This is a genomic window from Nocardioides sp. InS609-2, assembly GCF_023208195.1.
Taxonomy (GTDB): Bacteria; Actinomycetota; Actinomycetes; order Propionibacteriales; family Nocardioidaceae; genus Nocardioides.
The window spans coordinates 413213-425831 of record NZ_CP060034.1; the positions used below are offsets into that span (position 1 = coordinate 413213).

Annotated in this window: 15 protein-coding genes; 7 read left to right on the top strand and 8 right to left on the bottom strand. The window is 68.6% G+C overall.

Annotation, left to right across the window (positions count from 1 at the left end; translation table 11 throughout):
- Positions 1-2: 2 nt before the first annotated feature.
- From H4Q84_RS02250 to H4Q84_RS02270, 5 genes are all read right to left on the bottom strand, one after another.
- Positions 3-641, bottom strand: coding sequence for a glyoxalase (locus H4Q84_RS02250; RefSeq protein WP_248581781.1), 639 nt, complete (start codon positions 639-641; stop codon positions 3-5).
- On the bottom strand, positions 641-1048 hold the full coding sequence (locus tag H4Q84_RS02255; RefSeq protein ID WP_248581782.1) for a VOC family protein: 408 nt from the start codon (positions 1046-1048) through the stop codon (positions 641-643). The genes H4Q84_RS02250 and H4Q84_RS02255 overlap by 1 nt, the downstream gene beginning before the upstream one ends.
- A 5-nt stretch (positions 1049-1053) precedes the next feature.
- Positions 1054-1503 carry a helix-turn-helix transcriptional regulator gene (locus H4Q84_RS02260; protein ID WP_248581783.1) on the bottom strand — a complete coding sequence of 150 codons (450 nt, stop codon included), beginning with the start codon at positions 1501-1503 and terminating at the stop codon, positions 1054-1056.
- A gap of 73 nt (positions 1504-1576) precedes the next feature.
- On the bottom strand, positions 1577-2854 hold the full coding sequence (locus H4Q84_RS02265) for a DUF6596 domain-containing protein (RefSeq protein ID WP_248581784.1): 1278 nt from the start codon (positions 2852-2854) through the stop codon (positions 1577-1579).
- Between the two features lie 7 nt (positions 2855-2861).
- Complete coding sequence (locus H4Q84_RS02270) at positions 2862-3209, bottom strand: YciI family protein (protein ID WP_248581785.1); 348 nt, start codon at positions 3207-3209, stop codon at positions 2862-2864.
- A gap of 102 nt (positions 3210-3311) precedes the next feature.
- On the opposite strand from H4Q84_RS02270, the gene H4Q84_RS02275 reads away from it, so the two are divergent.
- From H4Q84_RS02275 to H4Q84_RS02290, 4 genes are all read left to right on the top strand, one after another.
- Positions 3312-3743: an SRPBCC family protein gene (locus tag H4Q84_RS02275; protein ID WP_248581786.1), complete on the top strand. Its 432-nt coding sequence runs from the start codon at positions 3312-3314 to the stop codon at positions 3741-3743.
- A 71-nt stretch (positions 3744-3814) separates the two neighbouring features.
- Entirely contained in the window at positions 3815-5302 is a 1488-nt protein-coding gene (locus H4Q84_RS02280; protein WP_248581787.1) for an ABC transporter substrate-binding protein/permease, read from the top strand.
- Positions 5299-6069 (top strand): amino acid ABC transporter ATP-binding protein, encoded by a 771-nt coding sequence (locus H4Q84_RS02285; protein ID WP_282580302.1) that lies wholly within the window; start codon positions 5299-5301, stop codon positions 6067-6069. The genes H4Q84_RS02280 and H4Q84_RS02285 overlap by 4 nt, the downstream gene beginning before the upstream one ends.
- A 76-nt stretch (positions 6070-6145) precedes the next feature.
- Positions 6146-6628 carry a pyridoxamine 5'-phosphate oxidase family protein gene (locus H4Q84_RS02290; protein ID WP_248581788.1) on the top strand — a complete coding sequence of 161 codons (483 nt, stop codon included), beginning with the start codon at positions 6146-6148 and terminating at the stop codon, positions 6626-6628.
- 6 nt (positions 6629-6634) lie between these two features.
- Here H4Q84_RS02290 and H4Q84_RS02295 read toward each other — a convergent pair whose 3' ends face one another.
- The gene (locus tag H4Q84_RS02295) at positions 6635-7243 is read right to left on the bottom strand and encodes an HAD-IA family hydrolase (protein WP_248581789.1); all 609 of its coding nucleotides are present in this window, start codon (positions 7241-7243) and stop codon (positions 6635-6637) included.
- The gene (locus H4Q84_RS02300; RefSeq protein ID WP_248581790.1) at positions 7240-8259 is read right to left on the bottom strand and encodes a zinc-dependent alcohol dehydrogenase family protein; all 1020 of its coding nucleotides are present in this window, start codon (positions 8257-8259) and stop codon (positions 7240-7242) included. The genes H4Q84_RS02295 and H4Q84_RS02300 overlap by 4 nt, the downstream gene beginning before the upstream one ends.
- Positions 8260-8351: 92 nt before the next feature.
- Between H4Q84_RS02300 and H4Q84_RS02305 the strand changes: the two genes are divergently transcribed.
- A complete protein-coding gene (locus tag H4Q84_RS02305; protein WP_248581791.1) occupies positions 8352-9890 on the top strand; it encodes a UDP-N-acetylglucosamine 1-carboxyvinyltransferase in 1539 nt (512 codons plus the stop codon).
- A 147-nt stretch (positions 9891-10037) separates the two neighbouring features.
- On the opposite strand, the gene H4Q84_RS02310 is transcribed toward H4Q84_RS02305, so the two are convergent.
- Positions 10038-10298 (bottom strand): zf-TFIIB domain-containing protein, encoded by a 261-nt coding sequence (locus tag H4Q84_RS02310; RefSeq protein WP_248581792.1) that lies wholly within the window; start codon positions 10296-10298, stop codon positions 10038-10040.
- Between the two features lie 34 nt (positions 10299-10332).
- Between H4Q84_RS02310 and H4Q84_RS02315 the strand changes: the two genes are divergently transcribed.
- Positions 10333-11133 carry a glycerophosphodiester phosphodiesterase gene (locus H4Q84_RS02315; RefSeq protein ID WP_248581793.1) on the top strand — a complete coding sequence of 267 codons (801 nt, stop codon included), beginning with the start codon at positions 10333-10335 and terminating at the stop codon, positions 11131-11133.
- Positions 11130-12491, top strand: coding sequence for an MFS transporter (locus H4Q84_RS02320; RefSeq protein WP_248581794.1), 1362 nt, complete (start codon positions 11130-11132; stop codon positions 12489-12491). The genes H4Q84_RS02315 and H4Q84_RS02320 overlap by 4 nt, the downstream gene beginning before the upstream one ends.
- Positions 12492-12619 lie beyond the last annotated feature (128 nt).

Genomic DNA, 12619 nt, shown 5'->3' on the forward strand with positions numbered 1-12619 from the left:
GCTCAGGTTGTCTCCCTGTCCCCGTGTCGCATGCGAGCAGCCTCCCACGCGAACCCGTCCGGATCGGCGAACGGCCCGGCGTCACTGCCGATGGCGATCCGGTGCGACCCGGTGCCCTCCGGCGGGACACCGGCGTCCTTGGCCGCGGCGCGTCGTTGGTAGAGAGCTAGCTTGACGGGCGACGACGAGGCGTCGAACTCGACGTACTTGCTGCCGAAGCTCTTGGCCACGGTCAGTCCGTGCTCGACGTAGAACCGCTTGCTCGCCTTCACGTCCGCGACTCCCAGCAGCAGGACGAGGTCGTCGACCTGCCGGGTGGCGGGACCGGTGTCCTTCTTCGACGAGGTCGCGACCTTCCAGATCGCCCCGTCCGGAGCCTGTACGACGCCGCCGTACCCCCAGAAGCTCTTGCTCACCGGCTTCAGCACGGTGGCGCCCCCGTCGAGGGCGCTGCCGACGAGGCTGTCGACCGTGCTGGGCTGGCCCACCACGAGCGACAGGGTGAAACCACGGAAGCCGGTCGTGGGTGTCTCCCCGGCACGGACGTGCAGCTTGTCGCCCAGGCCGAAGGCAGCCGCGTAGAACGCCTCGGCGGCCGGGGCGTCGGACACCTCGAGGGTGACCGAGTCCAGGGCGGCCATCAGCGCAGCTCCTGGATCCGGACCATGTTGCCCGCGGGGTCGCGGATGGCGCAGTCCCGGATGCCGTACGGCTGCTCGGTCGGCTCCTGGACGACCTCGGCGCTGGCCTCAACCCGCTCGAAGGTGCTGTCGAGGTCGGGCGTGGCGAGGTTGATGCTGGCGAAGGTGCCCTTGGCCATCATCTCGGCGATGAGGCGGCCCTCCTCGTCGGTGATGCCGGGGTCCGCGGCCGGCGGGTGGAGGACGATGGACGTGCCGGGCTGGCCGACGGGTCCGACGGTGATCCAGCGCATCCCCTCGTAGCCGACGTCGCCGCGGACCTCGAAGCCGAGGAGGTCGCGGTAGAAGGCCAGGGAGGCGTCCGGGTCGTTGTGTGGGAGGTAGCTCGCGTTGATGGTGATGTTCATGGCCATCACGCTAGGTGCGGCCCCGGGGAGGACGCTTCTCGATTCCTGATCGGTTTGGTGACCTTCTTCGCCACGCAGGGCGGCATCCCCTCTGTCGTGCGTGCCGCGTCGCGCCGGTAGACGCTGGGCGGCACACCGACCAGCTGGGTGAAGCGGGTGCTGAACGTGCCGAGCGACTGGCAGCCGACCGCGAAGCAGACGTCGGTGACGCTGAGGTCGCCACGCCGCAACAGCGCCATCGCGCGCTCGATGCGCCGAGTCATCAGGTAGGAGTACGGCGGCTCGCCGTACGCCCGGCGGAACTCGCGACTGAGGTGCCCCGCCGACATGTGTACGCCGCGGGCGAGCGCCTCGACGTCCAGCGGCTGCGCGTAATCCCGGTCGATCCGGTCGCGAACCCGGCGCAGAAGGGCGAGATCGCGAAGGTGCTGCGCCTCAGCGGGGCTGGTGGTCACCTGCATGATCGTGCCACGACGACGGGTGAGGTCACCAGCGCCACACAGTGCGCTTCGGTCGCGACCGGGACCGTCATCGACCGTCCTGACCGCTGGGCGAGGCCTCGCCGGCAGCCAGCTGGAGAAACCGGTCACGTCGCTGCTCGCGATGGCGTCGTTCGGGCTCGGACGCCAGCCCGTCGAGTGATGCGGTCAGCTCGCTCGCGGCCTCAGCGTGTCGGCCCTCCCGGGCGAGCAGCTCGGCACGGACCGCGTGCCATCGGGGGCTCGGCGGAACCTCTTCCAGAAGCGCGAGGCCGGCCGCAGGGCCCGATGCCTCGGCAGTTGCCACGACCCGGCCGAGACCGGCTGCGGGGCTGGGGGCGACCGACACGAGCAGGTCGTAGAGCCGCACGACCTCCGCCCAGTCGGTCTCGTCGTACACCTCAGCCCGGGCATGCTCGGCGGCGATCGCGGCCTGTAGCTGGTAGGCGTCGGCCTGTCCCCCGGTGCGGCGCAACGAGCAGTTGAGCAGCTCGACACCGCGCTCGATCGACGCGGCGTCCCACCGGGCCCGGTCCTGGCGGTCAAGCGTCACGACCTCACCAGTCTCGTCGAGCCGGGTCGGCCGTCGAGCCTCGGTGAGCAGCAGCAACGCGAGTACGCCGGCAGGCATCGGCTGCTCCGGCAGCAGCTCGTGCAGGAGCTCGGCGAGCCTGACCGCCTCGGCGCACACGTCGACGTCGTACGCGAGGCTGCCGTCCAGGGGCGCATGGCCGGCCGTGTAGAGGGTGTGGACCACCCCGCACACCGCGGGCAGCCGCTCGGCGAGCTCGTCGTCGGCCGGGACGCGGTACGGGATGTGCGCTGCGGCGATCTTCTGTCGAGCCCGGGTGAGTCGCTTGATGGTCGCGACCTCGGTGGTGAGCAGCACGCTGCCGATCTGTGCTGGTGAGAGGCCACACAGCGTGCGCAGCGCCAGCGCGACGCGAGTCGGCGGCGACAGCGCCGGATGGCAGCAGGTGAAGATCAACCGCAGGACGTCGTCCTGGACGACCTCGTCCGTCGGGAGGTCCGGCCTCGCGAGCTCGATCATGCGGAACCCGTCCTGTTCCTTGCCCGGACGCAGGCGGTCGCGGCGCAGGATGTCGATCGCCTTACGTCGTGCGGTCACGGTGAGCCAGGCACGGGGTTGCGGCGGCACTCCCGTGACGGTCCACGCGCCGAGGGCCGCGACGCTCGCCTCCTGCACGGCGTCCTCGGCGACCTGCACGTCGCCGACGGTCCGGATCAGTGTCGCCAGGATGCGCGCCCCTTCGACCCGGATCGTCTCAGCGACCGCCTGGCGTGCCTTCTCTGCCTCCTCGCCCACAGACGACCTACCTGGATGCGATGACGGGACGCACCTCGACGGCACCGCCCCACGCCGCGGGCAGGCTGGCCGAGATCGCCACTGCCTCATCCAGGTCGGCAGCCTCGATCAGGTAGTAACCGGTCAGCGCCTCCTTGGTCTCGGCGTACGGCCCGTCGGTCGTCACGACCGCTCCCCCGCGCGCTCCCTCGACCCGCACGACCGTGGCGGTACTGGTCGGGTGGAGTACGGCGCTAGCGCGGATGTTGTGGGCGTTCTCGACCGCGAACTCGCGGTACTCGGCGAGCTCGGCAGCCTGCTCAGGGGCAAACCAGTCGACGTCGGCGGTGTAGGTCAGCGCGAGGTACTGCGGCATGGATCGCTCCTTAGGCGTCTCGGAGACCTCGGTGGTCCCTCGAGTATGGAACGAACAGCCGATCCCGAGGTGGACATGCCCGCGCACGCTAGCGTGGCGACCATGCCCACCATCGAGCGTTCCGTGACGACCAGCACCTCCCCCGAGACCGTCTTCGCCTACCTGGCCGACTTCGAGAACGCCACGGAGTGGGACCACGGCACCGTCGCGTGCAAGCGCATCAGCGGCGGCGGCGAGGTGGGCTCCGTATACCGCAACGAGTCGAAGTTCATGGGCACCACCGTCACCCTCGACTACACGCTCGAGGAGGACACTCCCCCCGTCGTCCGCCTGGTCGGCCGCAACAAGTCGACCGAGAGCATCGACACGATGCGCATCACCCCCGACGGCACGGGCACCAGGGTCGACTACTCCGCCGAGTTCACGTTCTCCGGCGCGTCCAAACTGCTGGCGCCGCTCCTTGCGCCGTTCCTGAAGAAGCTGGGCGACAACGCGCAGGCCTCCCTGAAGAAGTCGCTCGACGGCCTGACGTGAAGGCGATGGACTAGTGTCCTGATTCCCTAACCACACAAACCAAAGACACTTAAGTCAGAAATGGTGGTCGTGTGAACCGTCGATGGCGCATCCTCGCGTTGCTCTTTCTCTGGGTCGGCCTGCTCCTCGGTACGACGGCGCCGGCAGGCGCAGAGGACAACCCCTCGACCGACGGCCCGGTCATCCGCGTCGGCACCGAAGGGATCTACCCGCCGTTCAGCTTCCACGACCCCGACACCGACGAGCTGACCGGCTATGACATCGAGGTGATCAAGGAGGTCGCGAAGCGCGCCGGCTGGCGGCTGGAGTTCGTCGAGGCCCAGTTCGACGCGATCTTCCCGGCGCTCGACGCCGACCGCATCGATGTCATCGCCAACCAGGTGACGATCAACCCCGAGCGTTCGGCTCGCTACCTCTTCTCCGAGCCGTACACCTACTCGCGCGCCGTCATCGTCACGGCCGCCGACGAGGACTCGATCACCTCGCTCGACGACCTCAAGGGCAAGACGGCCGCACAGTCGTCGACGACCAGCTTTGCGGAGATCGCCACCGAGGCCGGGGCCAAGGTGCGCTCGGTCGAGAGCCTTGCGCAGGCGGCCGAGCTGCTCACCCAGGGCCGGGTCGACGTGATCGTCAACGACAACATCGCGATCCTCGACTTCCTCGCCGCGAGCGGGTCTACGGACATCAAGATCGCCGGCGACGCAGGCGACGAGGTCAGCAAGCAGGCGCTCACGTTCACCCAGGACGACACCGAGCTGCGCGACCAGGCCGACGCCGCGCTCGAGGAGATGGCCGCAGACGGCACGCTGACCGAGATCTCCGAGAGCTACTTCAAGGCCGACGTCTCCGCCGAGGACGGCGGCGGCGAGGCCGACCTCTCCGGCCGGGCCAGCAACAAGGGTGCGTGGGACGTCCTACAGGACGCGGCCGGGCCGATGCTCAAGGCACTGGCGCAGTACACGATCACGCTGTCGCTCCTCAGCATGGCGATCGGCCTCGTGCTCGCGCTGCTGGTCGCCCTGGCCCGGCTCTCCACCCGGCCCTGGCTGCACTGGCCGGCCCGAGCGTTCATCTCGATCGTCCGGGGCACTCCGCTGCTCGTTCAGCTGTTCATCGTCTTCTTCGGACTCCCCCAGATCGGCATCAAGCTCGACAGCTTCACCGCAGCGGCGTTCGCGCTGTCGCTCAATGTCGCGGCGTACGCCGCCGAGATCATCCGGTCATCGATCCTCTCCGTGCCGCGCGGTCAGTCCGAGGCTGCGGCCACCGTGGGCATGAGCTACGCCCTGACGATGCGGAGGATCGTGCTGCCCCAGGCCGCGCGCACCGCCGTACCCCCGCTGTCGAACACGTTCATCTCGCTGGTCAAAGACACCTCGCTCGCCTCGGTGATCCTGGTGCCGGAGATGTTCCGCGTGGCCCAGAACTACGCCGGTGCCACCACCGAATTCATGGCGCTCTACTCCCTGGCAGCGTTGTTCTATTGGGTCGTCTGCGCTGTGCTGGCCTACGGCCAGAGCCGCCTGGAGACCCGACTCGAGAGGCACACCGTATGAGCCCCACTCCCCTGCTGTCGGTCACCGACCTGCGCAAGTCGTTCGGCGACCAGGACGTGCTGCGCGACATCGACTTCACTGTCGACTCGGGCACGGTCACCGTGCTGCTCGGTCCCTCGGGCTCCGGCAAGACGACCGTGCTGCGGTCTCTCAACACCCTGGAGGTGCCCGACAGTGGCGTCGTACGCATCGATGACGTCGAGGTCGACTTCAGCCAGGTCCGTGGTCGTCGGGAGGCCGAGCGCGACTTCGCCCAGCTGCGGCGTCAGAGCGCGATGGTGTTCCAGTCGCACCACCTCTTCCCGCACCGCACCGTGCTCGAGAACCTGTCCGAGGGTCCGATCCATGCACAGGGTCGTCCTGAGGCGGAAGTCGTGCCAGAGGCACGGGCCCTGCTCGAGCAGGTCGGCCTGGCTGACCGGGAGGACGCGTTTCCCAGCCAGCTCTCGGGCGGCCAGCAGCAGCGCGTCGGCATCGCCCGGGCGCTGGCGCTCAAGCCGAAGCTGATGCTCTTCGACGAGCCCACCTCGTCGCTCGACCCCGAGCTTGTCGGCGAGGTCCTGGGTGTGATGAAGGACCTCGCGGCCGAGGGCTGGACCATGGTCGTGGTCACGCACGAGATCCGCTTCGCGCAGCAGGTGTCCGACCAGGTGCTCTTCCTCGACAACGGCGTCATCGCCGAGCGCGGCCCGGCCGCGCAGGTGATCGGCGACCCGCAGGAAGCGCGCACCCGGCAGTTCCTCCAGCGCATCCTCGACCCCATCTGACCCCTCGGGAGGTAGTCGCGTCACCAGGTGTGTGCCAGCGTCGAGAGCACCGCACCATCGACGCAGAGGAGTCATCATGGGCACCGAGCAGGACCGGCGCGAGCTGGTCGCCGCGATCATGAAGGACACCCGGATCGCCACCCTGACCTACCAGGACGCCGAGGGGCGGCTGGTCTCGATGCCGATGGGCACCCAGGACTTCGAGGACGCCGGCACCGTCTGGTTCATCACCCAGAAGAGCAGCGAGAAGATCGCCGCCATCAGCGCGCGACCCGACGTCAACGTCGCGTACGCCGCCGACAAGGGCTGGGTCTCGCTGAGCGGCACCGCCCGGCTCTCCGATGACAGGGCAAAGCTCAAGGAGCTGTGGGACGCCTCCGCCGGCATCTTCATGTCCGGCGGACCCGACGACCCCGACAACGTGCTCCTGCGCGTCGACGGAAGCACCGCGGAGTACTGGGAGTCCCCCGGCAAGGTGGCCGCCGCCGTCACGCTCGTGAAGGGACTGCTCACCGACGGCGAGCCCGACCTCGGCGACAACGCCGTCGTCGACGTCTGACGGCTCTCAGTCCTGGATGAGCGCCTCGAGCTGGGCGATCGACGCAGCAGTGTCCTCATGCAGTACGCCGTGCCAGCCGGCCGCCCGCGACGCCTCGACGTGCGGCGCGTGGTCGTCGAGGAACGCGATCTCCTCGGGTTGCACGCCCAGCCGTCGCGCCGTCAGCTCGTAGATCGCCGGGTCGGGCTTGGCCAGCCCGACCTCGTGGGAGTAGACGATGTCGTCGGTGATGTCCTCGAAGCCGTACAAGCGCTCGGCCTCACGTGCGCCCGGTGCGGAGTTGCTGAGGATGCCAACGGTGAGGCCGCGGTCGCGCAGCCCGGCGAACCAGTCGTACAACGGCTGGTCAAGCGTGCCGACGTACCATCGCCAGAAGTCGGTCAACAGCTCGCCGGCCTGCGCATCACTCAGACAAAGCTCGGTCTGCCAGTGGGAGCGGACCTCGGACTCCGAGACCCGGCCCGTCATACCGTCGCCGGGCAGCGCCCGGACGCACACCTCGAACGAGTCGGGTGCGAACCCGTGGCGCGCCAGGAACGGCGCCGGGAAGACGCTGTCGTCGACGACCTCGAGCACCGAGCCGATGTCGAGGACGACTGCCCGCACCGGGCTCACGGGAGAAGCATGACCTTGACCGCGCGCCGCTCATCCATGTCGCGGTAGCCGTCGGCCACCTCGTCGAGCGAGCGCACCGAGTCGAAGACCAGGCCGGGGTTGATCGAACCGTCGAGCACCTTCGGCAGCAGCACGTCGAGGTAGGCGCGCACCGGTGCGACACCGCCGAAGAGGCCGACGTTCTTCTGGAACATCCGGCGCACAGGCAGTTCCACGCCGTGCGGCACTCCGACGAACCCGACGCGGGACCCGGGGCGGGCGATGGCGAACGCGGTCTGCATCGACTGGTCGGTGCCCACGCACTCGAGCACCGCGTCGGCGCCGACGCCCTCGGTGATCTCGAGGATCGCCGCCTCGCCCTCCTGGCCGCGCTCCGCGACGATGTGGGTGGCGCCGAAGGCGGTGGCGATCTTCTGGCGGGACTCGTGGCGCGACATGGCGATGACCTTCTCGGCGCCCATCATCGAAGCGGCGAGCACACCGCACAGGCCGACGGCGCCGTCACCGACGACCACGGCGGTGCCGCCGCGTCGTACGCCGGCGGACACGGCCGCGTGCCAGCCGGTCGGCATCACGTCGGAGAGCGAGAGCAGCGACTTGAGCAGGTCCTCGTCGTCCCCGGGCGCCTCGGCCTTGAACATGGTGCCCTCGGCCTGGGTGACCAGGGAGTACTCGGCCTGACCGCTGACGGTCCAGCCCTGGTTCTCGCAGGCCGAGGTGATGCCGGCCCGGCAGTGGGCGCAGGTGTTGTCGCTGTGGCAGAAAGGCACGACTACGAAGTCGCCGGGCATGAACGACGTCACCGCCGACCCGACCTCCTCGACGACACCGACGCACTCGTGGCCGATCGTGGACCCGGCCTCGATGGGGTTCTCGCCCCGGTAGGGCCACAGATCGGAGCCGCAGATGCACCCCGCCGTGACCTTGATGACGGCATCGGTGGGGGCGCCGACGGACGGCGTCTCGAGGTCGGTCAGGCGGATGTCACGGGCAGCGTGGATGGTCGTGGCTCGCATCCGTCGATCCTTGCACGGGGCGTGGGTACGCCGACATCGCGGCCGGGCGTGCCGATCTTGCTCTATCTCATATCTGAGATACCTTGACCGGCATGGCTGATCTCCTTCAACGCGACTACCTGGGCCGCATCGGCAACCTGATCCGCGACGCCCGCAAGCACCGCGGTCTCACCCAGGCCCAGCTCGCCGACCTGCTGTCCACCTCGCAGAGCGCCATCAACCGCATCGAGAAGGGTCATCAGAACCTTTCCCTCGAGATGCTGGCGCGCATCGGAGCGGCCCTCGACTCCGAGATCGTCGCCCTGGGCGCCGGTCCGACCCACCTGCGCGTCACCGGGCCCACCACACTGTCGGGCAGCATCGAGGTGAAGACGTCCAAGAACGCCGGCGTCGCCCTGCTCTGCGCCTCCCTGCTCAACCGCGGCAAGACGACGTTGCGCAAGGTCGCCCGCATCGAGGAGGTCAACCGGCTGCTCGAGGTGCTTGCCTCGCTCGGCGTGCAGACCCGCTGGCTCAACGAGCAGAACGACCTCGAGATCATCCCGCCGGCCGAGTTCGACCTGACCCACATCGACGAGGCCGCTGCGCGTCGTACTCGCTCGGTCATCATGTTCCTCGGCCCGCTGCTACACCGTGCCGACACCTTTGACCTGCCGTACGCCGGCGGCTGCGACCTCGGCACCCGCACCGTCGAGCCGCACATGGCTGCGCTGCGTCCGTTCGGTCTGGAGATCAAGGCCACCGACGGCGCTTACCACGCCACCGTCAACCGGGCCATCGAGCCGCGGCGTCCGATCGTGCTTACCGAGCGCGGTGACACCGTCACCGAGAACGCGCTGATGGCCGCCGCCCTGCACCCCGGCACGACCGTGATCCGCAACGCGTCGTCCAACTACATGGTCCAGGACCTGTGCTTCTACCTGCAGAAGCTCGGCGTCGAGGTCGAGGGCATCGGCAGCACCACCTTGACCGTCACCGGCCGCGAGAGGGTCGACGTCGACGTCGACTACGCCCCCAGCGAGGACCCCATCGAGGCGATGTCGCTGCTGGCCGCCGCAATCGTCACCAAGTCGTCGATCACGATCACCCGGGTGCCGATCGAATTTCTCGAGATCGAGCTGGCGCTGCTCGAGGAGATGGGCTTCAAGTACCACCGCACCGAGGAGTACGTCGCCCTCAACGCTCACACCCGCCTGGTCGACATCACCACGCTGCCGTCAGACCTGCGCGCGCCGCTCGACAAGATCCACCCGATGCCGTTCCCGGGTCTCAACATCGACAACCTGCCGTTCTTCGCCGTCATCGCGGCTGTCGCCGACGGTCAGACCCTGCTGCACGACTGGGTCTACGAGAACCGCGCGATTTATCTCGTCGACCTCAACAAGCTCGGCGGCAACGTCAAGCTGCTCGACCCGCACCGGGTGATGATCGAGGGCCCGACGCACTTCAGCGGCACCGAGATGATGTGTCCGCCGGCCCTGCGCCCAGCCGTGGTCCTGCTGCTCGCGATGCTTGCAGCGAAGGGCACGTCCGTGCTGCGCTCGACGTACGTCATCTCCCGTGGCTACGAGGACCTCGCCGAGCGGCTGAACCTGCTCGGCGCCAATATCGAGACGTTCAGGGATATCTGACCGCGGGCTTAGGAATCCCCGGTCGACCGGGGATTCCTGAACTTGTCAGGCAATGCACGGGCCGACAAGTTCAGGAAATGCCTGACAAGTCGTGGCTCCCCCGCGTCGACGCCCGCTGCGCTGGCCAAACGACGAGCGAGTCAGCCACTAGTTGAACAGCGTCTCCACCCACGCCCTCGCCCGCTTCGCGGCGGCCGGGGGCGCGATCATGTCGGGGGTGATCCGGGGCAGGGGCGTGGTGTGCTGGGCGGAGTTGCGGTGCCAGTCGGACTCGGCCTCGGCCAGGGTGCCGAGATCGGCACGATCGAGGAAGACGCCGTGCCCCTCGGGGCACTGGCTGACCTGGGTCGCTCCGACAGGGCGCTCCACCATCTCGTTGCCACATCGAGGGCAGGTCATGGATTCCATGTCCTGACCGTACTCCTGGTGGATACTGCTCGGCGTGATCGACCGCCCGACTGGCCGCCCCTTCCTCGACGACCCCGGACCGGTGCTGGCGTTCGCTCACCGCGGCGGGGCGTACCACCCTGAGATCGTGCACCTGGAGAACACCCTCGCGGCGTTCAGCCACGCGGTCGGGCTCGGCTACCGCTACCTCGAGACCGACGTACACGTGACGAGCGACGGGGTGCTGCTGGCCTTCCACGACACGGTCCTCGACCGGGTGACCGATGTCCGCGGCGTGCTCGCCGACATGACGTACGCCGAGGTGCAGCGCGCGCAGATCGGGGGCCGGGAAGCCATCCCCACGCTGGCCCGGCTGATGGAGTCGTTCCCGGAGGTGCGGTTCAACATCGACCTCAAGGCCGCCGGTGCGGTCCCGGCCCTGGTCGCCCTCATCGACGAGCACCAAGCCTGGGACCGGGTGCTCGTCGGGTCGTTCTCACGACGGTCGATCAATGACTTCCGACGGCTGAGTCGCGGCAGGGTGGCCACCTCGGCCCACCCGCTCGAGGTTGTTGCCTACCTCCTCTCCCCCAGTGCACGGCTGGCCCGCCGGCTCACGCGAGGCCGCCCCGACGCCCTCCAGATCCCGCACCGGCGGGGGCCCCTGACGGTCACGACGCGCGGCGTCGTACGGCGCGCCCACGCCGCTGGCCTGCACGTGCACGTCTGGACCATCGACGACCCGGCAGAGATGCGGGCCCTGCTCGAGCGTGGTGTCGATGGTCTGATGACCGATCGCACCGACATACTCAGGGACGTGCTCCGCGAGGGCGGGCGATGGAGGGAACCGGAATGAGCGACGACGCACAGGCGCAGGGCATCGCCAACCTGGAGCCGCTCAACCGGGCCCGCGAGCAGAGGGCCTGGTATTTCTACGACTGGGCCAACAGTGCCTTCGCCACCACCGTGGCCGGCGTGCTCTTCGGGCCGTACATCAAGGCGATCGCCGAGGAAGCCGCCGTCAACAACCGGATCTCGGTGCTCGGCATCGACATCGCGCCCGGAGCGCTCCCTGCTTTCATCGTGACGGCCTCCACGATCCTCTCCGCGATCCTGCTGCCGCTGCTGGGTGCGGTCGCCGACCGGACATCGCGCAAGAAGGACCTGCTGGCCGGCTTCGGCTGGGCCGGCGCCGCGGCCACGAGCGTGCTCTTCTTCGTCACCGGCGACAACTGGCAGCTGGGCACCTTGTCCTTCCTCGTCGCGAACCTGTGCTTTGCCGCCTCGGCCGTCTTCAACGACGCGATCCTGCCGATCATCTCGACCGAGAACGAGCGTGACCGCGTCTCCACCCGTGGCTGGGCCTACGGGTACGCCGGGGGCGGCCTGCTCCTCGCCCTCAACTTCGTCCTGGTGTCGTTCCACGACACGTTCGGCGTCACGGAGGGCATGGCGGCCCGCATCAGCATGCTGTCGGCGGCCGTCTGGTGGGCGGCCTTCACCTTCATTCCGTTCCGTGGCCTGCGGAACCACCCTCCCCACGACGTCGAGGTGGTGGAGGGCGGCATCGTCGCGCGGAGCTTCGGCCAGCTCTGGGCGACGTTGAAGGACATGCGCAACTACCCGGTTGCGCTGACCTTCCTGTTGGCCTACCTCTTCTTCAACGACGGCATCCAGACCGTCATCTCGCAGGCTTCGCTCTACGGCACCGACGAGCTGGGCTTCGAGCTGGGCACCGTGCTGGCGACGTACTTGCTGGTGCAGTTCGTCGCGGTCGGTGGTGCGCTCCTGTTCGGTCGGCTGGCCGGACGCGTGGGCGCGAAGCGAATGATCGTGGTGGGGCTCGGCATCTGGAGTGCCATCGTGACGGCGGCACTCGTGCTGCCCGAGGGACAGCTGGTGCCGTTCCTGCTCCTTGGCGTCGCCATCGGCGTGGTGCTCGGTGGCACCCAGGCACTCGCCCGGTCCTACTTCTCGCTGCTGATCCCCCGGGGCAAGGAAGCCGAGTACTTCAGCTTCTACCACGCGATGGACCGCGGTACGTCGTGGTTCGGGACCCTGGTCTTCGGACTCGTCTACCAGTTCACCGACTCCTACCGGCCCGCGATCTTCGCGTTGATCGTGTTCTTCGTCGTCGGCGGGCTGCTGCTGACGCGGGTCGACACCGAGCGCGGCATCCGCGAGGCCGGAAACGACGTCCCAGCCGTTGTCTGACAATCGCCTGAGGGTGATCTGACGCACTCCCGACAGCCGGAATCGGCAGAATCTTGCCCGGCCCACTACCGTTGAAGGCAAACGACGGATGACGTCGCCAACCGATGTGGCGTCATGGACCCTCACCT

What these genes read in the sequence shown, in the direction of transcription:
- H4Q84_RS02255 (WP_248581782.1), bottom strand. Translation starts at nt 1,048, where the DNA reads ATGAACATCACCATCAACGCGAGCTACCTCCCACACAACGACCCGGAC.
- H4Q84_RS02305 (WP_248581791.1), top strand. Translation starts at nt 8,352, where the DNA reads ATGGCTGATCTCCTTCAACGCGACTACCTGGGCCGCATCGGCAACCTG.
- H4Q84_RS02250 (WP_248581781.1), bottom strand. Translation starts at nt 641, where the DNA reads ATGGCCGCCCTGGACTCGGTCACCCTCGAGGTGTCCGACGCCCCGGCC.
- H4Q84_RS02320 (WP_248581794.1), top strand. Translation starts at nt 11,130, where the DNA reads ATGAGCGACGACGCACAGGCGCAGGGCATCGCCAACCTGGAGCCGCTC.
- H4Q84_RS02275 (WP_248581786.1), top strand. Translation starts at nt 3,312, where the DNA reads ATGCCCACCATCGAGCGTTCCGTGACGACCAGCACCTCCCCCGAGACC.
- H4Q84_RS02290 (WP_248581788.1), top strand. Translation starts at nt 6,146, where the DNA reads ATGGGCACCGAGCAGGACCGGCGCGAGCTGGTCGCCGCGATCATGAAG.
- H4Q84_RS02310 (WP_248581792.1), bottom strand. Translation starts at nt 10,298, where the DNA reads ATGGAATCCATGACCTGCCCTCGATGTGGCAACGAGATGGTGGAGCGC.
- H4Q84_RS02270 (WP_248581785.1), bottom strand. Translation starts at nt 3,209, where the DNA reads ATGCCGCAGTACCTCGCGCTGACCTACACCGCCGACGTCGACTGGTTT.
- H4Q84_RS02300 (WP_248581790.1), bottom strand. Translation starts at nt 8,259, where the DNA reads ATGCGAGCCACGACCATCCACGCTGCCCGTGACATCCGCCTGACCGAC.
- H4Q84_RS02285 (WP_282580302.1), top strand. Translation starts at nt 5,299, where the DNA reads ATGAGCCCCACTCCCCTGCTGTCGGTCACCGACCTGCGCAAGTCGTTC.